The sequence below is a fragment of the Pseudomonas sp. NPDC089396 genome, assembly GCF_044749545.1.
Classification (GTDB): domain Bacteria; phylum Pseudomonadota; class Gammaproteobacteria; order Pseudomonadales; family Pseudomonadaceae; genus Aquipseudomonas.
This window is the reverse complement of sequence record NZ_JBIVIC010000009.1, coordinates 239,713-259,656: the sequence shown is the minus strand read 5'-3', so window position 1 is coordinate 259,656 and position 19,944 is coordinate 239,713. Positions and strand designations below refer to the sequence as shown.

Annotated in this window: 21 protein-coding genes and 1 pseudogene; 14 read left to right on the top strand and 8 right to left on the bottom strand. The window is 65.7% G+C overall.

Annotated elements, in window-relative coordinates:
* The 6 genes from ACIPZB_RS18920 to ACIPZB_RS18895 form a co-directional block, all read left to right on the top strand.
* Nucleotides 1-95, top strand: a 95-nt coding sequence (locus ACIPZB_RS18920; RefSeq protein WP_400642071.1) for a muconolactone Delta-isomerase family protein, incomplete at its 5' end; no start/stop codon positions are given.
* A gap of 50 nt (nucleotides 96-145) precedes the next feature.
* Nucleotides 146-1,081 carry a catechol 1,2-dioxygenase gene (gene catA, locus ACIPZB_RS18915; RefSeq protein WP_400642068.1) on the top strand — a complete coding sequence of 312 codons (936 nt, stop codon included), beginning with the start codon at nucleotides 146-148 and terminating at the stop codon, nucleotides 1,079-1,081.
* Between the two features lie 180 nt (nucleotides 1,082-1,261).
* Nucleotides 1,262-2,620, top strand: a complete 1,359-nt coding sequence (locus ACIPZB_RS18910) for a spinster family MFS transporter (RefSeq protein WP_400642067.1) — start codon at nucleotides 1,262-1,264, stop codon at nucleotides 2,618-2,620.
* A gap of 1 nt (nucleotide 2,621) precedes the next feature.
* The gene (locus tag ACIPZB_RS18905; RefSeq protein ID WP_400642066.1) at nucleotides 2,622-3,563 is read left to right on the top strand and encodes an AraC family transcriptional regulator; all 942 of its coding nucleotides are present in this window, start codon (nucleotides 2,622-2,624) and stop codon (nucleotides 3,561-3,563) included.
* A 98-nt stretch (nucleotides 3,564-3,661) separates the two neighbouring features.
* Nucleotides 3,662-4,762, top strand: coding sequence for an NAD/NADP octopine/nopaline dehydrogenase family protein (locus ACIPZB_RS18900; RefSeq protein WP_400642065.1), 1,101 nt, complete (start codon nucleotides 3,662-3,664; stop codon nucleotides 4,760-4,762).
* Nucleotides 4,759-5,769 carry a 3-hydroxybutyryl-CoA dehydrogenase gene (locus tag ACIPZB_RS18895; RefSeq protein ID WP_400642064.1) on the top strand — a complete coding sequence of 337 codons (1,011 nt, stop codon included), beginning with the start codon at nucleotides 4,759-4,761 and terminating at the stop codon, nucleotides 5,767-5,769. The genes ACIPZB_RS18900 and ACIPZB_RS18895 overlap by 4 nt, the downstream gene beginning before the upstream one ends.
* Here the strand turns inward: ACIPZB_RS18895 and ACIPZB_RS18890 are convergent.
* The 5 genes and pseudogenes from ACIPZB_RS18890 to ACIPZB_RS18870 form a co-directional block, all read right to left on the bottom strand.
* Nucleotides 5,731-6,456 (bottom strand): methyl-accepting chemotaxis protein, encoded by a 726-nt coding sequence (locus tag ACIPZB_RS18890; RefSeq protein ID WP_400642070.1) that lies wholly within the window; start codon nucleotides 6,454-6,456, stop codon nucleotides 5,731-5,733. The two genes, ACIPZB_RS18895 and ACIPZB_RS18890, sit on opposite strands and share 39 nt — an antisense overlap.
* Nucleotides 6,457-6,588: 132 nt before the next feature.
* Nucleotides 6,589-6,744: pseudogene (locus tag ACIPZB_RS18885) on the bottom strand (HAMP domain-containing protein); the annotation flags it as partial.
* A gap of 1,254 nt (nucleotides 6,745-7,998) precedes the next feature.
* Complete coding sequence (locus tag ACIPZB_RS18880; protein WP_400642063.1) at nucleotides 7,999-8,625, bottom strand: NIPSNAP family protein; 627 nt, start codon at nucleotides 8,623-8,625, stop codon at nucleotides 7,999-8,001.
* Between the two features lie 81 nt (nucleotides 8,626-8,706).
* A complete protein-coding gene (locus ACIPZB_RS18875; RefSeq protein WP_400642062.1) occupies nucleotides 8,707-9,951 on the bottom strand; it encodes an OprD family outer membrane porin in 1,245 nt (414 codons plus the stop codon).
* Nucleotides 9,952-10,188: 237 nt separating this feature from the next.
* Nucleotides 10,189-11,106 (bottom strand): LysR family transcriptional regulator, encoded by a 918-nt coding sequence (locus tag ACIPZB_RS18870; RefSeq protein WP_400642061.1) that lies wholly within the window; start codon nucleotides 11,104-11,106, stop codon nucleotides 10,189-10,191.
* A 482-nt stretch (nucleotides 11,107-11,588) separates the two neighbouring features.
* Here ACIPZB_RS18870 and iacA point away from each other — a divergent pair, with 482 nt between their 5' ends.
* From iacA to ACIPZB_RS18835, 7 genes are read left to right on the top strand one after another with little or no spacing between them, the layout of a single operon-like run.
* A complete protein-coding gene (gene iacA / locus ACIPZB_RS18865) occupies nucleotides 11,589-12,758 on the top strand; it encodes an indole-3-acetate monooxygenase (RefSeq protein WP_008089606.1) in 1,170 nt (389 codons plus the stop codon).
* 17 nt (nucleotides 12,759-12,775) lie between these two features.
* Nucleotides 12,776-13,138: a hypothetical protein gene (locus tag ACIPZB_RS18860; RefSeq protein ID WP_008089604.1), complete on the top strand. Its 363-nt coding sequence runs from the start codon at nucleotides 12,776-12,778 to the stop codon at nucleotides 13,136-13,138.
* A 17-nt stretch (nucleotides 13,139-13,155) separates the two neighbouring features.
* Complete coding sequence (locus tag ACIPZB_RS18855; protein WP_400642060.1) at nucleotides 13,156-14,430, top strand: Rieske 2Fe-2S domain-containing protein; 1,275 nt, start codon at nucleotides 13,156-13,158, stop codon at nucleotides 14,428-14,430.
* Between the two features lie 14 nt (nucleotides 14,431-14,444).
* Nucleotides 14,445-14,921, top strand: coding sequence for an aromatic-ring-hydroxylating dioxygenase subunit beta (locus ACIPZB_RS18850; protein ID WP_008089600.1), 477 nt, complete (start codon nucleotides 14,445-14,447; stop codon nucleotides 14,919-14,921).
* Between the two features lie 10 nt (nucleotides 14,922-14,931).
* Complete coding sequence (locus ACIPZB_RS18845) at nucleotides 14,932-15,672, top strand: SDR family NAD(P)-dependent oxidoreductase (RefSeq protein ID WP_008089599.1); 741 nt, start codon at nucleotides 14,932-14,934, stop codon at nucleotides 15,670-15,672.
* A gap of 20 nt (nucleotides 15,673-15,692) precedes the next feature.
* Entirely contained in the window at nucleotides 15,693-16,652 is a 960-nt protein-coding gene (locus tag ACIPZB_RS18840) for a PDR/VanB family oxidoreductase (RefSeq protein ID WP_400642059.1), read from the top strand.
* 11 nt (nucleotides 16,653-16,663) lie between these two features.
* A complete protein-coding gene (locus ACIPZB_RS18835; RefSeq protein ID WP_008089597.1) occupies nucleotides 16,664-17,161 on the top strand; it encodes a flavin reductase in 498 nt (165 codons plus the stop codon).
* 3 nt (nucleotides 17,162-17,164) lie between these two features.
* On the opposite strand, the gene ACIPZB_RS18830 is transcribed toward ACIPZB_RS18835, so the two are convergent.
* From ACIPZB_RS18830 to lpxO, 3 genes are all read right to left on the bottom strand, one after another.
* Nucleotides 17,165-17,734, bottom strand: a complete 570-nt coding sequence (locus tag ACIPZB_RS18830; protein ID WP_400642058.1) for a GNAT family N-acetyltransferase — start codon at nucleotides 17,732-17,734, stop codon at nucleotides 17,165-17,167.
* 79 nt (nucleotides 17,735-17,813) lie between these two features.
* A complete protein-coding gene (locus ACIPZB_RS18825) occupies nucleotides 17,814-18,158 on the bottom strand; it encodes a carboxymuconolactone decarboxylase family protein (protein ID WP_008089065.1) in 345 nt (114 codons plus the stop codon).
* A gap of 169 nt (nucleotides 18,159-18,327) precedes the next feature.
* Entirely contained in the window at nucleotides 18,328-19,227 is a 900-nt protein-coding gene (gene lpxO, locus ACIPZB_RS18820) for a lipid A hydroxylase LpxO (RefSeq protein WP_400642057.1), read from the bottom strand.
* A 159-nt stretch (nucleotides 19,228-19,386) separates the two neighbouring features.
* Here lpxO and thpR point away from each other — a divergent pair, with 159 nt between their 5' ends.
* Nucleotides 19,387-19,932, top strand: a complete 546-nt coding sequence (gene thpR / locus ACIPZB_RS18815; protein WP_008096823.1) for an RNA 2',3'-cyclic phosphodiesterase — start codon at nucleotides 19,387-19,389, stop codon at nucleotides 19,930-19,932.
* The last annotated feature ends 12 nt before the right edge of the window (nucleotides 19,933-19,944 follow it).

Here is a 19,944-nt window from a genome sequence, read left to right as displayed (position 1 = left end):
ACACGCTGATGCAGCTGCCGCTGTTCCCGTACATGGACATCGAGGTCGACGGCCTGTGCCGCCACCCCTCGTCGATCCACGCCGACGACCGCTGAACCGTCCTGACGCCACGACTACCTGACAAGAACAATACGAGGTGAGCAACATGACCGTGAAGATTTCCCACACCCCCGAAATCCAGGCTTTCTTCGAGCAAGTGGCCGGCCTTGGCAATGCCGAAGGCAACCCGCGCTTCAAACAGATCATCCTGCGCGTGCTGCAGGACACGGCACGCCTGATCGAAGACCTGGAGGTCAGCGAGGACGAGTTCTGGCACGCGGTCGACTACCTCAACCGCCTGGGCGGGCGCAACGAAGCGGGCCTGGTGGCTGCGGGCCTGGGCATCGAGCACTTCCTCGACCTGCTGCAGGACGCCAAGGACGCCGAAGCCGGCCTCGGCGGCGGCACCCCGCGCACCATCGAAGGCCCGCTGTACGTGGCCGGCGCACCTCTGTCCGAAGGTGAGGCGCGCATGGACGACGGCCGCGACCCAGGCGTGGTGATGTTCCTCCAGGGCCAGGTGTTCGACGCCGATGGCCAACCCTTGGCCGGTGCCACCGTCGACCTGTGGCACGCCAATACCCAAGGCACCTATTCGTACTTCGATTCGTCCCAGTCCGAATACAACCTGCGCCGACGCATCGTCACCGACGCCGAAGGCCGCTACCGGGCGCGCTCCATCGTGCCGTCGGGTTATGGCTGCGATCCGCAGGGGCCGACCCAGGAATGCCTGAACCTGCTCGGCCGCCATGGCCAGCGCCCGGCGCATGTGCACTTCTTCATCTCGGCGCCGGGGCATCGGCACCTGACCACCCAGATCAACTTCGAGGGTGACAAGTACCTGTGGGACGACTTTGCCTATGCCACCCGTGATGGGTTGGTCGGCGAGCTGCGCTTTGTCGAGGATGCCGCGCAGGCGCATGACCGGGGTGTGCAGGGCGAGCGTTTTGCCGAGTTGGCGTTCGACTTCCACCTGCAGGCCGCCAAGGCACCTGAGGCCGAAGTACGCAGCCACCGCCCACGGGCGCTGCAAGACGGCTGACACACAGCTTTGTGTTGTCTGTGATGGCCCTATCGCCGGCAAGCCGGCTCCCACAGGATCACCACAGCGCTTAAGAACTGTGGGGTCCCTGTGGGAGCCGGCTTGCCGGCGATAGGGCCGGTACAAACCCAGCCAGTTCACCCGCCATACACCATTCCAATAACAATAAAAGGTGCGAGCATGACGATCCTCACCCAAGAGCAACCCCTCAAGCAGCAGAACAAGCGCTACCTCTACGAGTGGTACGTGGTCACCCTGTGCATGGTGGCCTACATCTTTTCCTTCGTTGACCGGCAGATCCTGGCCCTGATGATCGAGCCGATCAAAGCCGACCTGCAGCTCAGCGACACCCAGTTCAGCCTGCTCCACGGCCTGGCCTTCTCGCTGTTCTACGCCTTCATGGGCATGCCCATCGCCTACCTGGCCGACCGTTTCTCCCGGCCACGCATCATCGCCGTCGGGGTGATTTTCTGGAGCTTCGCCACCGCCGCCTGCGGCCTGAGCAAGAACTTCCTGCAGATGTTCCTGGCCCGCATCGGCGTCGGCGTCGGCGAGGCGGCCCTGTCGCCCTCGGCCTACTCGATGTTCAGCGACATGTTCCCCAAGGAAAAACTCGGCCGCGCCGTGGGCATCTATTCGATCGGCTCGTTCGTCGGCGGCGGTATCGCCTTCCTGGTCGGCGGCTACGTGATCACCTTGCTCAAGGACGCGCAAACCATCGAGGTGGCCGTGCTCGGTGCCATGAAAGCCTGGCAGCTGGCGTTCTTCATCGTCGGCCTGCCAGGGGTGATCGTCGGCCTGCTGATCTGGCTGACGGTGCGCAACCCCCAGCGCAAGGGCGCCCAGCTCGATGCCGACGGCCAGGTGCGCAAGGTGAAGCTCACCGATGGCCTGCGCTTCATCGGCCGCCATCGGGCGACCTTCGGTTGCCACTACCTGGGCTTCTCGTTCTACGCCATGGCCCTGTTCTGCATGATGAGCTGGACGCCTGCGCTGTATATCCGCAAGTACGGCATGAGTCCCCAAGAGGCCGGTTTCATGCTCGGCACCATCCTGCTGCTGGCCAACACCACCGGCGTGGTGTTCGGCGGCTGGTTGACCGACCACCTGGCCAAGCGTGGCTATCGCGATGCGGCCATGCGCACCGGGGTGATCGGCGCCGTGGGCATGATCGTGCCGGCGGTGCTGTATTCGCAGGTTGAGCCGCTGTGGCTGTCGGTCACCTTGCTGGTGCCGGCGATGTTCTTCGCCTCGTTCCCGATGCCAGCGTCCACCGCGGCCATGCAGATTCTCTCGCCGAACCAGGTGCGGGCGCAGGTCTCGGCGGTGTTCCTGCTGATCAGCAACCTGCTGGGGCTGGGCCTGGGCACGACCCTGGTCGCGTTGATCACCGACCGCTACTTCGGCGCTCCGGCAGCGGTCGGCTCGTCGATGTCGATCGTCAGTTGCGTGGCGTCGCTGCTGGCCATCGTGCTGCTGGCCAAAGGCTGCAAGTGCTTCCGTGCCAGCCTGCAACGCGAACACCCCGCCGAGGCTTGAGATGCTGGAGCGCTTCCCGCTGCTCGATTCCCGGGATGTGGGCGAGATGCAGGTGCAGCTGGCCCGCTATCTCTGCCCCCATCGACTGCGGGTGCTGAACGACACGCCGCCGCGCTTGCAGGTCAACGGCGTGGCGTTCGCCGGGGCCTGGTTGCTGGAGCTCGATTATGACGCGCCGGTGGAGGTCAGCCTTGAGGGTACCGGCGCGCACTACCTGTTTCGCACCACTTTGCAGGGGCAGTGCGAGGTGACCCAGGGGCGCCATCAGGCAGCGGTCGCGGCGGGCGGGCTGAGCGTCAGCTCACCCTTCGCCAGCAGCCGCATCGTCACCGGGGGCGCTTGTCGAAACGCGGTGCTCAGCCTGCCGCGCGAGACGTTGGAGGTGCATCTGCAAAACCTGCTGGGGCGCAGCCTGCGTCAGCCACTGGCGTTCGATGTGCCGCTGGCGGCGACGCACCCCGGCGTGCATGCACTGGGGGCTGCCATGGACTACCTGTGCCGCTTGCTGGCGCTGGACCTGAGCCTTGCACCGCTGCGCCAGGGGCTTGCGGATCATCTGGTGCAACTGCTGCTGAGCCAGTTGCCACACAACTACTCGGACGCACTCTGCCAGGCAGCGAGCACGCCGCTGCCCAGCCACGTGCGCCGGGCGCGCGACCACATCGAGGCGCACCTGGACCAGCCGCTGGCGTTGTCGACCCTGTGCGCGCTCAGCGGCGTCTCGGTGCGCACCCTGCAGAATGGCTTTCGCCAGTTCCTTGGCCAGACGCCGCTGGAGTACATCCGCGACCGGCGCCTGCTGGCCGTGCACCAGGCGCTGCAGCGAGGCGAGGGCAGCGTGACCGAAGTGTTGCTGCGCTGCGGGATCAACAGCCCGGCGCACTTCACCCGCCAGTACTGGCAACGCTTCGGTTGCCGGCCGTCCGACACGCTCAAACGCTGAGAATCTGCGCAATCGGTAGCCTGCCTGCGTGATCGGAAGCGTCGGCAAATTCCGCGTTGGCTAGCATCGGCCTACCTCAACACGCGGAGTTACCCCCTATGCAAGTGACTATCCTGGGTGGCGGCCACGGCTGCTACGCGGCAGCCGTCGAGATGGCCGAACGCGGCCACGCCACCCGTCTCTGGCGGCGCGACAGCAAGGCCCTGCAGGCGCTGCAGGCCATCGGCAGCCTGACCGTGCGCGATTATCGCGGCACCCGGCAGGTGCCCCTCGACGAACGCCTGCAACTGGTCGGCGACCTGTCACAGGCGCTGGAAGGTGCGCAGCTGGTGGTCATCCCGCTGCCCGCCACCACCCATGAGGCGCTGGCCGTCGAAGTGGCGCCGTTGCTGCGCGATGGCCAGGTGGTGTTTCTGCCGCCGGGCACCTTCGGCAGCTACCTGTTCGCCAAGGCCATGCGCGACTGTGGCAACCGGGCCGAGGTGGCGTTCGCCGAAACCGGCACCTTGCCTTACCTGGTGCGCAAGCACGGCCCCGACCAGCTGGTGATCAGCGCCTACGCCACACGCCTGCCGACCGGCGTGCTGCCCAGCCGCCTGGCGGCGCAGGCGTTCGCCGTGCTGCGCGAAGCCTATCCGAGCGTCGAGCCGATCGAGGATGCGTTGAGCGGCGCGCTGATGAACGCAGGCCCTGTCATCCACCCACCGCTGATCCTGATGAACGCCGGGCCCTTGGAGCACTTCCCCTCCTGGGACATCCACAACGAAGGCACCCAGCCAGCGGTCCGCCGCGTCACCAGCGAGCTCGATGCCGAGCGGATGCGCGTGCGTGAAGCACTCGGCTACCCGGCGCCGCACTTCCCGCTGGCCGACCACTACAACACCGACCAGGGCGAGGAGTGGATGTACGGCCGTGGCGCCCACGGCAAACTCACCGACAGCGGCGACTGGCGCGAGAAGATCGACCTGCAGCAGCACCGCTACATGCTCGAAGACACGCGCCTGGGCCTGTCGCTGCTGGTCTCCGTCGGCCGTTGGGCCGGTGTGCCGACGCCCGTGGCCGAAGGCCTGCTGGCGCTGGCATCGGCCGTCACCGGGCGTGACTTGTACGGCGAAGGGCGGACCCTGGAAAATCTCGGGCTGGCTGCGCTGGACCGGGCGCAGATGGCCGCCGTGCTGCAGGACGGGGTGGCGGCATGAGCGAACCACTGCGCCACATTGCCGTGGTCGGTGCCGGGCGCATGGGCGAGGGCATTGCCCTGGCCTTCGCCCAGGCCGGGCTGCAGGTGAGCCTGATCGACCTCAAGGCGCGCACCGCCCAGGCCGAATATTTCCAGGCGATAGAACGCAATCTCAGGGCCCAGGCGGACAGCCTGGTTGCCCTGGAACTGATCGGCACCGTACAAGCCGAGCAGTTGCTGGCACGCATTCGCCTGCTGGCGCCGGACGCTGGCGCACGCGCGCTGGCAGGCTGCCGGCTGGTGTTCGAGGCGGTGCCCGAAGTGCTGGCGGCCAAGCGCGAGGCACTGGCCTGGATCGACCGGCATGCCGGGGCGGACAGCATCATCGCCTCGACCACATCGACCTTCCTGGTCACCGAGCTTGCGCACATGGTCTCGGCACCGCAGCGCATGCTCAATGCGCACTGGCTCAACCCGGCGCACCTGATGCCCTTGGTGGAGGTTTCGCGCAGTGAGCAGACCTGCGACGCGGTGGTCGCCGAGCTGTTGGCGACCTTGCAGGGCATCGGCAAGGTCGCGGTGGTGTGCAACGCCGCGCCCGGCTTCATCGTGCCGAGGTTGCAGGCGCTGGTGATGAACGAGGCCGCGCGCATGGTCGAGGAGGGCGTGGCCAGCGCCGAGCAGATCGACCTGGCGGTGCGCAGTGGTTTCGGCCTGCGTTTTTCGGTGCTCGGCTTGCTGGAGTTCATCGACTGGGGGGGCGGCGACATCCTGCACCACGCCTCGGCCTACCTCAGCCAGCACCTGGGCGAGCGCTACCAGGCGGCGCAGGCCGTGCTGGACAACATGGCGGCCGGGCGCAACGGCCTGCGCGAAGGCGTGGGTTTCTACGATTACCGGCAGGTCGATGTGCCGGCCTATCGCCACGAGCGCCTGGCCGAGCTGATGCAGCGGGTGCGCCAGGCGGGCCTGGCGCCACGCTTCGCTTCAGGCCTTGAAGCGCTGGATCAGCCCTTGCTGCTCTGACGCCAGGTCGTTCAACTGCTGGCTGATGCCAGCCGAGCGCTCGGCCTGGCCAGACAACGAAGCGGTGACATCGCGCACTGCTTCGACGTTGCGGTTGACCTCTTCGGCCACGCTGCTCTGCTGCTCGGCGGCGCAGGCGATCTGCACGTTCATGTCGGTGATCACACTGACCGCCTGGCGAATCTGCGCCAGCGCCTGCTGGGCCTGGCGCGCCTGTTCGGCATTGGCCTGGGCTTGCTCGTGGCTGTGCTGCATGGCGCGGGTCACCTCGCGGGTGCCGCTGCGCAAGCTGTCGATGATCGCGCCGATCTCCTCGACCGAGGCCTGGGTACGCTGGGCCAGGCCGCGCACTTCGTCGGCGACTACGGCAAAGCCTCGGCCGGCTTCGCCGGCGCGGGCCGCCTCGATGGCGGCGTTGAGGGCCAGCAGGTTAGTCTGCCGGGCGATCGACAGGATCACCGCCATCACCGTACCGATCTGCTCGCCGCTGCTGGCCAGGGCATGCAGGCGTTGCATGCCGTCGCTCATGTCCTGGGCCAGGGCCTGGATGCCGAGGCTGGCGTCCTCGATCACCTGCATGCCATCGCCGGTGGCCTGGTCGGCATGCCGCGCCGCCTCGGCTGCCTGGGCGGCGCTGTGGGCAGCGGCCTGGGCGGTGGCGGACATCTGCTGCAAGGCGGCCGCCATCTGTTCGATCTCGCGCAATTGCTGCTGCATGCCGGCGTTGGTCTGGCTGGCGATGCGCGCAGACTGGTCGGCGGTGTCACGGGTGTCGCGCACACCGGCCTGGACCTGGGCGACCACCGGTTGCAGGTGTTCGAGGAAACGGTCGAAGGCGCGGCTCAGGCGTCCCAGTTCGTCGCGGCCGGGGTAGGCCAGCCGGCGGGTCAGGTCGCCTTCGCCTTCGGCGATGTCCTCCAGCACATGGGCCACATGCAGCAGCGGCCGGCTGACGCTGCGCGCCGTCAGCCACATCATCAGCACGCCGAGCACCGCGATGCTCAGGCCCAGGCCGATCTGCAGCGCCAGGCTGTGCAGGCGCTGGTCACGCATCTGCGCTTGCAGGGCGGCTACCGGGGCACCGAGCACGGCCTTGGGTACGCTGACCAGCACGGCCCAGGGGCTGGCGTCGGGCAGCGGCTGGATGGGCACCAGCATGCGCATGGAATCGGCGTCCTCGAAGGTTTGCCCAAGGCCCGTGCGGGAGGCGTCGAGCATCGCGGTCGCCTGTTCGGGGTGACGTGTCTTGAACAACGTGCCGAGGCGCTCGGGGTGGCGGCTGTCGCCCGCCAGCAGGCCGGCCGAGCTGACGATGGCGATATCGCCCTGGCCCTCGTACAGCGCAGCGCTGGCGGCTTCGGCATCGTGCTGCAGCGTACCCAGGTCGATGTCCAGGCCAATCACCGCGACCACCCGACCCTGGTCGAGCAGCGGCAGGGTCAGGCTGGTGACCAGCCGTGCGGTGCCGCTTGAACTGTCGACATAGGGTTCCAGCAGGCAGGGCTTGGCGGCTTCGCGCGAGCAACTGAAGAACGCATTGAACGGCGCACCGCTGGGGCCGGGGGATGTGTCGGCCAGCAGGTGTTCGTCACCCGGCACGGCCTGCAGCTGGCCGGGGGCCGATTGCAGCCAGTACAGGGCGAAACGCCCCTGATCGTTGCTGCCCAGTTCAAGCTGGCCGAGGAAGTCGGCATCGCGGCCGTCCAGGGCATTGCGGTCGAAGGTGATGAACAGCCCCAGCAGCTCCGGCCGCCCGACCAGGGCCTGGCGCAACACTTGGGTGAGGTCGCGGCGCAGCTCGGCCGCAGGCACCTGCCCGCTGGCGTCGCGTTGGCGCAAATGCATGACTTGGCGGCCCACGCCTTCGGCGAAGCCGTAGGCACGCTCGAAGCCCTGCTGGATCTGCAGCGCCTGGGCCTGGCCTTCGGCGCGCAGGTTGTTTCGCGACGCGGCCAGCAACATGTCGCTGGCGCTGTGCTTGACCTGGTCCTCACTGGCCTGGCGCTGGGCCAGGGCGAGTGCGGTGAGGAGTACGACAACGGTGGCCAGGCACAGGCTGGCGAGCAAGGTGATCTTGTTGTGAATGCTCAAAGCGTTGGTCATGTCGTTGGTTTCCGCGACGCGAGGTGGGCTCGCGGCAGGCTACCGGGCCATCGCCGCCAGCGGTATGGGCGCAGGGCCGATTGGCAGGCAGCGACAAGAGGTTGGCACGCCTGGGCAATGGCGGTATCAGCAGAGCGGGGAGAAGGGCGCTGGCAGGTAGACCGTGGACTGCATCTTCTCCAGCTGCGGCGCCGAATTCTCCGGCGGCCATACCCCGTCGCGCACTGCCCGGGTGCGCACATCGAGGCGCTGCTCCAGGCTGGCGTAAGGCCAGATGTGCAGGTAGCGCGGCAGCCGGCCACTGGTGGCGTAGAACGCGGCATAGACCTGGGAGTAGTCATCCCCGGTTCGCGGGCCCACGGCTTTGCGCCAGCCGGCCAGGGTCGGCGCCAGGCCCGAGGTGACCAGGTCGTATTCACGCAGCTCATAGAACGGGCCGTGCTTGCCAGGGGCCAAGGGTTGCAGGAAGGGAAACAGCCGGTAGTCGTCCATGTGTTGCTCGAGGATGAACTGGCCAATACCGAACGCATCGCTGCTGAGCAGCACGCGCTGGCGTTCGGCGGCCTGGGCTTGGGCATCGGCGAAACGACGCAGCACGGCAATGGTGTTCTGCTGGCCGATTTCCGAGAGCCAGCAGCCGATCAACTCGACGCCCGGGCCCGCTTCCTGCAGCGCCGCCTGGAGCAGCGGCAGGGCCTGGGCCGGTGTGCGCACGCGCAGGGTGAAACGCAGCAGTTCGTAAAGATCAGACATCAACACGGGTTCCTTGGGTTGCAATAAAAAACCCGAACCCTCCCCGCACGGAAAGGCCCGGGCAAAAACGGTGACGGCGGCTTACCAGAACTTCCAGGTGTAGGAGGTGATGAAGCGGTACTCGTCGTAGTCGTTGCCGTACTTCTGCGTGGTGTGCATGTTCTTCAGGTCGAAGGCCAGGTCCTTGAGCGGGCCGCTTTGCACCACGTAGCTGAACATGATGTCGCGCTCGCTTTCCTCGTCCCGGTCCAGGCCGCGGCCGCGGTCGACATCGGTGCCCTTGGTGTAACGGGTGAACAGCTTGAGCCCGGGGATGCCCAGGGCGGCGAAGTTGTAGCCGTAGCGCAACGACCAGCTGCGCTCGTCCGGACGGATGAACGGGATACTGCCCCAGTTCGGCAGCCACAGTTGCGGCACGAAGCCGTTCAGGGTCGGGAAGACGGTGTCGCCGGTCATGCGCTGGTAGACGACGCCGACCGTGTGGCCGCTCTTCTCCACACTCACCAGGCCGAAGTAGGCGCGGTTGTCCACCGGGCCGCTGCGCGCGGCGCCGTCTTCCTGGTTGTTGAAGTAGCCGACGTCAGTCTTGAGCTGGTAGCCATCGGCGAAGCGCAGGGTGTGCTTGATGCCGGCGTAGTCCTGCTTGTAGATGTCGTTGAGCACGCCGTGGAAATAGCTGCCCTGCAGGTCGGGCGTCACCGCGTAGGTGGCGCCGGCGAAGTCGAGGCCGTCGCTGTCCTGGCTGTCGGGGGTGCCGAAGCGATAGAGGCGCTCGTGGTTGGACGACTCGCGGGTGACGATCGACCAGAAGCGTCCGCCTACCAGGGTCAGCTTGTCGATGTCGCGCGATTCGATCACCGCGCCTTGGTAGATCGTGTCGAGCTGACGGCTCGGGTCGTTGGAGGCGACTGGGTAGAACGGCCGCTGGTCGCCGATCTTCACCACGCTCTTGGCGTATTTGAGTTTGAGCGTCGCACCGCCACGGCTGTACTCCTCGGAGGTCTGCTGGCTGTGGCGGCTGAAGGGCAGCGAGCCATCGTTGCCCGTGGAGTCCAGGCGCACGGCGTACTGCCCGTCGAGGTCGAAGCCGAGCGCCAGCGGGGTGTCGGTGTAGCCGGACTCGAACTGCAGGTCGAAGCCCTGGGACCAGTTGCCGACCTTGGACACCGGCGCATTGTCCTGGGTGAAGTTGCGGTTCAGGTAGAGGTTCTTGATGTTCAGTGACAGGTGGCTGTCATCGACCACGTCGGCCAAACCGACCTGGGGGAGGGCGCAAGCGACACACAGGCACAACGATTTCGCAGGCAAGGGCCATCCGAGTTCCATGGGGGTATTCCTGGACAGGTGATCAGGACAAGTGCCGGGCAGTCGAGCCACTGGCAGGAGGGCGGTAGGACGGGTGCCCGCTTGTCTGTCACGTTTGTTTTTGTTGTTTTGGGTTTGCGCTACAGGCAGCAACGCTAATGGGCGGGGCAGGGGGGCTCAATGACAGGGGCGGTCAATGTCGTTGCGTTTTGCGCAACGACACGGGCCTGGGGGCAGTGCCAGTACCTTCAGCGCAGGTCACAGCACCCTGCGCATCGCCTTGGCCATTTCGGTCGCCAGCGCCCGGCTCACGTCGTCCAGGGTGCGACCGCGACGGGTGACGATCTGGATATCGGTGGCGTTCATCTGCGCGCAATCGATGGCCAGCGCCTTGAACGTGCCGCCCTTGATCTCGTCGATGAGCGGCAGCTCGGCCAGCAAGGTCGCGCCCAGGCCCGAACGGACGAAATCGAGGATCACCGCCAGCGAGTTGGAGGTCAGGGTCGGTTCGATGTTCAGCCCCTGCGCCTTGCAGGCCGCGTCCAGCAGCTCACGGACACGGAAGTTGGCGCCGGGCAGCACCAGCGATTCGCGGGCGATGTCCTGCAGGCTGACCAGGCTGCGTTCGGCCAGGCGGCTGTCGCGGTGCACGATCAGGCGCAGCGGTTGCGCCAGGCTGAACAGCCGGCTCAGGCAGGCCGTCTGGCTGGGCGCGAAGACCACGCCCAGGTGGGCCTGGTCGGCCATCACCCTGCGCTGCACTTCCTGCGACGGTGCGCTGATGATTTCTGTCTTGTGCGCACCATGGGCCTGGAGAAACCCCTGCAGGCCATTGATCACCCGCGCGCCGAGCAGTCCTTCGCCGATGGCGATCACCGTCGAGGCCTGCTGCTGGGTGCGCAGTTCATCCAGGCGGCTGATCAGCCGGGTGTGCTGGCGCAGGCGCTCGACGTAGTAGTCCACGGCGGCTTCGCCGGCCGTGGTCAGGCTGATGCGGTGGGTGCCGGGGCGCACCAGCTCGATGCCCAGTTCTGCTTCGAGCCGGGCGATCTGCCGGCTGACCGACGAGGTGGCGACCCCCAGGGCTTCGGCGGCGGCGCGCATGGAGCCTTTGTCGTGGCTCAGGTGCAGGTAACGCAGGCGGTGATCCTGCAGATCGATAGGGCGGACAGGCATGACCTGGACCTCGGTGGGCCCACGCCAGGCGCTGGCGGGGGGCTGGATTGATTGTGTTTGTAGGCTCCATGCCCGGCCATGCTACACCAGCTTTTTTCTCTCCGAAATCATGTGAAAAGTGTATTAAAAATTTTTCGGAATAGCGTCGATCGTTGTTAGTTTTTTTAGCTTCATGGCTGGCTTCGGATTCTCCATAAAAACTATTAAAAATCATATAGATAGTCGTGTTTTATGGAGTTTGCTGGCTCTGGGTGGCAGGAAAATTTGCAAATTTAAGCGTGAAAATTCAATTGACAATTCACGTAAATGACCGCAAATATTTGTCACCGGCACCTAAAACAAGAGAGACAGAACATGCCGCACGAACCCGCCTTTGCCCCCCTGCATGGCCGCCGCTTCCTTGTGGCTCGCCTTGCCATTTCACCTCCTGTCTACCGACACCAGCCTCAACAAGAAAACCGCGCCTGAGACGGAGAATGTCCATGGATTCGCTTTGCCTGCGTGCCGCGCCCGAGTCGGCGCTTGCCAGTGGCCCTGCCTTCGAGGCTTTGCTTGACGGTGTTCGTGATCGTGCCCGTCAGGGTGAGTTCGATCGCCAACGCCATATTTCCCGCGACGTGATCGATGCGTTCAAGGCCCACGGCGTCTACCGCGCCCTGGTGCCGAAGCGTTTCGGTGGGCTCGAATGCTCGCCGGGCGCGTTCTGCGAGATGATCGAACGCATTTCCCACGCCGACGGCTCCGCCGGCTGGGTGGCCAGTTTCGGCATGAGCCCGGTGTACCTGGCGGCCCTGCCGCTGGAGACCATCGCCGAGATCTACGGCAACAGCCCCGACACGGTGTTCGCCGGGGGCATCTTCCCGCCGCAGCCTGCCGAAATCGTTGCCGGTGGCTTCAAGGTCAACGGCCGCTGGAAGTACTCCAGCGGCTCCATGGGCGCCGACATCGTCGGCGTCGGCATCGCCCCGCGCAATGGCGACAAGCTCGACCTGCCGCGCCTGGCCGTGATGCCGCGCAGCCAGGCGCGCATCGAAGAAACCTGGGACACCGTCGGCCTGCTCGGCACCGGCAGCCACGACCTGCTGGTCGAGGATGTGGTGGTAGGCGAGCAGTGGACCTTCGTGCGCGGCGGCAAGCCGAACCTGGACGAGCCGTTCTTCCGCTACCCGTCGCTGTCGTTCGCCACCCAGGTGCTTTCGGTGGTCGGCCTTGGGATTGCCCGCGCCGCTCTGGACGAATTGTCGGGCATGGCCAGCGGGCGCATCTCGGTGACCGGCGCCCCGGCCCTGGCCGACCGGCCGCTGGCCCAGGTCGATGTGGCCAAGGCCGAGGCCGCGCTGCGCTCGGCCCGTGCGTTCTTCTATGAATCGATCGACCGCGCCTGGCAGCACGTGCTGGCCGGCGACCCGGTGCCGATGGAGGCGACCAACCTGCTGCGCCTGTCCTCGACCCATGCCGCGCGGGTGGCCGCAGAGGTGGCGCGCAGTGCGCAGCTGCTCTCGGGCATGACCGGCATCTACAACGAAAGCCCGCTGGCCCGCTGCGTCAACGATGCGCAAGTGGTCACCCAGCACGCCTTCATGGGCGACGTCACCTACCAGAACGCCGGGGCGATGTTCTTCGGTAAACAGCCTCTTCCGGGCTACCTGTAACTCTCGGGATATTTGTCATGAGCGATAAGAAAGCCTTGCGCGTGCTGTTCTGCATGGGCATCAACCAGAACTTCTTCGATGCACCGCGTGAAGAGCAACTGCAGGTGTGGGCCGCCTTCAGCGCGATGTGGAACGGCATCCACGACCTGGCCGGGGTCGACGTGCTGGGCAACATGGACGACGACCAGAGCATGGTCGGCCCGTCCGACGGCTTCCCCTGGACCACCTACCTGCTGGCCGACGTCCCGGACATCCAGACCGTGCACGCCGCCTGCAACCTGTTCCGCACCACCGCCGTGGGCGACGGCCCGTACAAGCTGTGGCGCTACGCCAAGGTCGAGGCCCGTGTCGGCCGCGAACTGATCATCCAGCGCACCTGAAGTGGAGGAGTGTTTCCGTGACTAACCTGATTCCCGCCGTCAACCTGAGCGTAGACCCCTCCGAGCTGGTGCAGCCCGACCGCGTCCACACCTCGCTGTACACCGACCCGGCGCTGTTCGACGCCGAGCTGGAAAAGATCTTCCACAGCACCTGGATCTGGGTCGCCCACGAGAGCGAAATCCCCGAGGCCGGCAGCTACAAGACCACCTACATCGGCAAGCAGCCGGTGATCGTCGTGCGCGACCGCAAGAAGGCCGTCAATGTCCTGCTCAACCGCTGCCGCCACCGTGGCGCCACGGTGTGCGAGCACAAGAAAGGCAAGACCAACAGCTTCGTCTGCCCGTACCACGGCTGGGGCTATGCCCTCGACGGTTCGCTGCGCGGCGTGCCGCACCCGGAAAGCTACGGCGACTGCCTGGACAAGGCCGAGCTGCCGCTGGTCAGCCTGCGGACCGAAAGCTATGCCGGCATGATCTTCGCTACCTTCAAGGACGACATCGAGCCGCTGGAAGACTTCCTGGGCGCGGCCAAGAAGTGGATGGACCTGTTCATGAAGCAAGGCGCGGGTTACGGCATCAAGGTGCCGGGCGAGCACCGTTTCCGCTTCCCCGGCAACTGGAAGATCCAGCTGGAAAACACCACCGACGCCTACCACTTCCCGCTGGTGCACAAGAGCTTCCTGTCGTCCGTGGACGAACAGACCCTGGAGCTGTTCGACTTCGTCAAAGGCCCTGGCTACGTCGAGGACCTGGGCAACGGCCACAGCGTGATGGTGATGATCCCCGAGTTGGTCGACCTGGAAGCCGACCTCGACAAGCCGATCCCCGAGCGCTTCGAGTCGCTGGCCGCCGAGCTGCGTGACGAAGGCATCGACGAGCCGCAGGTGCGCCGCATCGTGCGTGCGGTGGGCGGGTCGGGCTTCAACCTCAACCTGTTCCCCAACGTTGCCTGCTCGATGGCGTTCTTCCGCGTGCTGCAGCCGATCTCGGTCACCGAGACCGAAATCCACCACTCGGTGATCACCATGGACGGCGGCCCGGCCGCGGCCAACCGCTACCGCCTGCGCCTGCACGAGCACTTCCAGGGCCCGATGGGCTTCGGCACCCCGGACGATTCCGAGGCCTGGGAGCGTGTGCAGAAGGGCGCCAATGCCGGCGAGAACCTGTGGATCATGCTCAACCGCGGCTTGCCGGGCGAACGCCCAAGCGAAGATGGCCTGGTCTCTGACGTGAGTGCCGAAACCGGCATGCGCGCGGCGTACCAGCAGTGGAAAAAGATGATGTCGGCCTGAGTGTGGAGAACCCCATGAATTTGCAATTGCTGCAAGAAGTCACCGCCTTCATCTGGCAGGAAGGCGACATGCTCGACCACGGTGAGTACGAAGCCTGGCAGGACCTGTGGACCGCGAAAGGGACCTACATCATCCCGATCAACCCCAAGGAAACCGACTTCGAAAACACCTTGAACTATGCCTACGACGACCACCACATGCGCCGCCTGCGCGTGCAGCGGCTGATCGGCGGCGAGTCGATTTCCACAAGCCCGCAGCCGCGCACCGTGCGCAGCATTTCGCGCATCCGCGTGCTGGGCGATGACGGGGTGAACGTCACCGTGCGTGCCGCGCAGAACATCCGCGAGTTCCGCAAGGAAAGCCTCAAGCACTACAGCGCCGACCTGACCTACACCCTGGTGCGTGCCGAGGGCGGTTTCAAGATCGAGCGCAAGGTGATCAGCCTGATCAACAGCGACGATACCCTTGCCGGTATCGGCTACATCCTGTGAGGACCCGGCCATGAACCAAGTCGCATTGGTAACCGGGGCAGGGCAAGGGCTGGGCCAGCGCTTCTGCGCCCGGCTGCTCGCCGCAGGCTTCGACGTGGTGGTCTCGGACCGTGACCTGGGCCTGGCCCAGGCCACTGCCGAGCAGCTGCAAGGGCAGGGCGGGCGCGCCCTGGCGGTGAAGCTCGATGTCGCCAGCAAAGGCGATTTCGAGCAAGCCCTGGCCCAGGTGCTGGAGCACTTCGGCGCCCTGCACGTGGTGGTCAACAACGCGGCGGTGACCAAGACCACGCCGCTGATGCAGATCAGCCCGGAAGAGTTCGACGCCGTGGTCGGCCTGAACCTGCGCAGCGTGTTCCTCGGCTGCCAGGTGTTGGGCGCGCACATGGCCGAGGTCGGCTACGGGCGGATCATCAACCTGGCCTCGCTGGCCGGGCAGAACGGCGGCACCGCCACCGGCGCGCACTATGCGGCGAGCAAGGGCGCGATCGTCACCCTGACCAAGATCTTCGCCAAGGAATTCGCTGCCCGCGGCGTCACCGTCAACGCCATCGCCCCGGGCCCGATCGACTCGCCCGCGGTGCATGCGGCCGTACCGGCCGAACGCCTGCAGGGGCTGCTGGCGAACATCCCGGTGCAGCGCCTGGGCGATGCGGATTTCCTGGGCGACCTGATCGTGCAGCTGGCGCGGCCCGAGGCCTACTTCACCACCGGGGCGACCTGGGACGTGAACGGCGGCCTGTTCATGCGATGAATCACTACAGGACACCGGTCATGAATGAACAATTGTTGAATGTCGTCGTGCGCAAGCGCGAGATCCAAGGGGCCGACGTGGTCGTCCTCGACCTGGCGCTGGCCGACGGCGCGGCGCTGCCGGCCTTCGAGGCGGGCGCGCACGTGGACATCCACGTGGCCCCTGGCCTGGTGCGCCAGTATTCGCTGTGCAGCGACCCGGCGGATGCCTCGGTGTATCGCCTGGGTGTGCTCAAGGACCCGGACTCCCGTGGCGGCTCGGTGGGCGTGCATGAAGCGCTGGTGGAGGGGCGCGAGGTGCAGATCAGCACACCGCGCAACCTGTTCCCGCTGGCGGCCGATGCGCGCCGCTCGATCCTGTTGGGTGGCGGCATCGGCATCACGCCGATGATCGCCATGGCCCATGCCCTGTACCAGCAGGGCGCTGATTTCGAATTGCACTACTGCGGCCGCTCGCGCAGCCGCAGCGCGTTCCTCGAAGCCCTGGCCAGTGCGCCATTCGCCGATCGGGTGGTCACCCACTTCGACGACGAAGACGCCGCCCAGCGCCTGGATCTGCAGGCCGTGCTCGGTGCGGGTTCGACCGGCACCCACATGTATACCTGTGGCCCGTCGGGCTTCATGGACTGGGTGATTGCCGGCGCGCGCCAGCAGGGTTACGCCGAGGACCACATCCACAAGGAGTACTTCCAGGTCGAGGTCGATGCCAGTGGCGCCAGCTTCGAGGTGGTCGCGGCGCGCAGCAACAAGACCGTGCAGGTCGCCGAGGGCCAGAGCATTCTCGACGCCCTGGCCCAGGTCGGCATCAAGATCGACATCTCGTGCGAGCAGGGGGTGTGCGGCACCTGCATGTGCGAGGTGCTCGAAGGCGAGCCGGACCACCGCGACGTGTACCTGACCGATGAAGAGAAAGCCGCGAACGACCAGATCCTGGTGTGCTGCTCGCGGGCCAAGTCCAACAAGCTGGTGCTGGATATCTGAGGAGCATGACCATGGTTGACGTAACCCAATTTCGCAACGCAATGGCAATGCTCGGTGGCGCCGTGTCGGTGATCACCACCGATGGCCCTGCAGGGCGCTTCGGCTTCACCGCCTCGGCGGTGTGCAGCGTCACCGATGCGCCGCCGACCTTGCTGGTGTGCATGAATCGCTCGTCGTATTCCAACGAGCAGTTCAAGGCCAACGGTGCGCTGTGCGTGAACGTGCTGGCCGGCACCCATCAGGAACTGTCGGGGGTCTTCGCCAACCGCCAGCTGAGCATGGAAGAGCGCTTCGCCTCCACCCACTGGACCGTGCTGGAAAGCGGTGCGCCGGTGATGCAGGAAGCGCTGGTGAACTTCGACTGCCGGATTGCCCAGGTGCATGAAGTGGGCTCGCACAGCATTTTCTACTGCGAGATCGAGCAAATCCGCCAGGGTGGCGCCGATGATGGGCTGGTGTACTTCAACCGCGCCTATCACCGGGTGTGCGAGGCCTCGAAGGCCTGCTGACGGCTAGCGCCCGCGCCGCCGCGAGACCCGCGCCTCGATGTTCTTGCGGCCGATCAGCAGCGGTGGTTTCTCCACCACCGGCTCGTCCGCCAGCCACTTGTACATCACCAGGCAATCCACCAGCCCCAGGCGGGCGTGGCGGAAGGCCTTGGGCAAGCGGCCGACCGTGTCGAAACCGAGCTTGTGCCACAGCGCCACGGCCACTTCGTTGCTGGCGACCACCGAGTTGAACTGCAGCGCCAGGAAACCTTCCTGGCGCGCCAGTTTCTGCGAGTGCTCGCACATCAGGCGTGCCACACCATGGCCACGGGCGGCCTCGCTGACCATGTAGCCGCAGTTGCCGACATGGCTGCCGGGGCCGGCGGCATTGGCCTTGAGGTAGTAGGAGCCGAGCAGCTCGCCATCCTGTTCGGCCACCCACGTGTGCAAGGGCAGCTCCAGCCACAGCTGGCGCGCCTGCTCGACGCTCAGGGCGGGGTCGTAGGCGTAGGTTTCGCGGGCCTGGACGATGGCCTGGAAGGTCGGCCAGAAACGCTCGAAATCGTCGGGCGTCATGGGGCGGATGTGGATCATGGCGGTACCTGTTGGGGCTAGGGCGCCAAGTCTGGGCGGCGCGGCGTCGTCGCGCAAGGGCGGCGACGCCGTTTGCGGTTCAGCCTTCGGCCTTGCCCACTGCATCCAGAGCGCGCGCCGAGTAGACCAGCGCGGCACCGGCATTCATCGCCACGGCCACACCCAGGGCCTCGGCGATCTCTTCACGGGTGGCACCCTGCTTGACCGCCTGCTGCGAGTGCACGGCAATGCAGCCGTCGCAGCGCGTGGTGACGGCCACGGCCAGGGAGATCAGCTCGCGGGTCTTGGCATCCAGGTGGTTGGTCTTGGCACCGGCGCCGCTGGCGGTCATGTAGCCGGCCACGGTGTCGGGGGACAATTGCTTGATATCGCCGATGCCGGCCATCAACTGCTTACGGTAGGCGTCCCAGTCCATCATGCTCATCGTCTTCACCTTGGGGAGGTTGCGAGTGGAGCTATCAGGCTAGTCGAAGATGGGTGTCTGTGCGGGCCCTATCGCCGGCAAGCCGGCTCCCACAGGTACAGCACAGGATTCACGAGTTGTGGAGTACCTGTGGGAGCCGGCTTGCCGGCGATAGGGCCAGTGAAGGCCATCAGATATAGATGAACACCAGCACCAGCGCCGCCACGAACAGCCATTTTTCCAGGTAGTAACGCATGCGGTTGCGCTTCTTCAGCGCCTTGCCGCGCTCACGAATCTTGTAGATGCGGGTGAACAGACGGTTGATACCGCCGGTCTTGTCATTGGCATCGTTCGGCGCTGCCGCCGCGGCCATGACATTGCGGCTGAACCAGCGGTTGAACGCGGTGGCCCAGCGGTACTTGAGCGGGCGCTCGACGTCGCAGAACAGAATGATGCGGTTGTGCTCGGTGGTGTTGGCCGCGTAGTGGATGTAGGTCTCGTCGAACACCACAGCCTCGCCGTCGCGCCAGGAATACTTCTCGCCATCCACGTCGATGTAGCAACCATCGTCGTTCGGTGTGTCCAGGCCCAGGTGGTAGCGGTAGGAGCCGGCATAAGGGTCGCGGTGGCGCACCAGCTTGGCGCCCGGCGGCAGGGTGGCGAACATGGCGGCCTTGACCGAACCGATGCCCTGCAGCAGTTCGGTGGTGCGCGGGCACAGGTTCATCGCCGACGGATGGCTTTCGCCGTACCATTTCAGGTAAAAGCGCTTCCAGCCGGTCTTGAAGAACGAGTTGAAGCCGACGTCGTCGTAGTTGTCGGACTTCTTGATCTCGCCTACATGCAGCAAACGCTGGGCTTCTTCGCGAATTTCCTGCCAGTGGTCCTTGAGTGGCTGCAGTTCGGGGAAGGCTTCCACCGGCAGGTAGGGTTTGGCCGGATGCTTGGAAAACAGGTAAAGGAAGCTGTTGACTGGGGCCAGGAAGCTGGAGTGGTCACCCAGCTGACGGCTGAGCTTGTGACGTACCCGACCGCGCAGGTGAACATAGGCGATCGAGAGGACGAATATCAGTACGAGTGCAATTTTCATGGACGATTACTTGTCGAAAAAAAGGCCATGCGCCATGGCATAAGTTGGCCAGCATAAACAATCGTGGGGGCAGTTTGTACCTATTGTTGGGTGATTGCTGGGCGACTTAGGTGTAATGCCCTACAGATTGCGCAAACGATTTAGGTGTGAGGAGCTTCCATGGTTCTGGATGTACGCCCCAGTGGCGCCCCCTTCAAACGGCTGTTTTTCGCCCTGTCGGTCAGCGATGCCCAACGGCGTTCGCTCGCGCAGTGGCGGCGCGGCCTGAACCTGCGCAGCGGCAAGCCGGTGCCGAGCGAGAACTTCCACCTGACCTTGCTGTTTCTGGGGGATGTGGATGCAGCGCAGGTGCCGGCGATTTGCGCCGCGGTGGACAACCTCGCCCGCCCGGGTGCGCCGCTGCGCCTGCTGCTCGATCAGTTGAAGGTCTGGCCCCGCGCCAATGTGCTGGTGCTGGAGCCGCAGGAAACCCCGCCGGCGTTGCGCCACCTGGTCTATGGGCTGCAGCAGGCGCTGCTGCCCCTGGGCGTTGCCGAGCAGGCCCGTGAGTATCGGCCGCACCTGACCCTGTCACGGGAGTTTCGCGGCCAGGCGCCGGAAGCCACGGTGGCGCCTGACTTTTTCGTGACTGCCCGGCACTTCACGCTCTACGAATCGCGTAAGGGCCAGTACTGGCCCCTGGCGCAGTGGCAATTGACGGCATGAGACGGGGTCAGA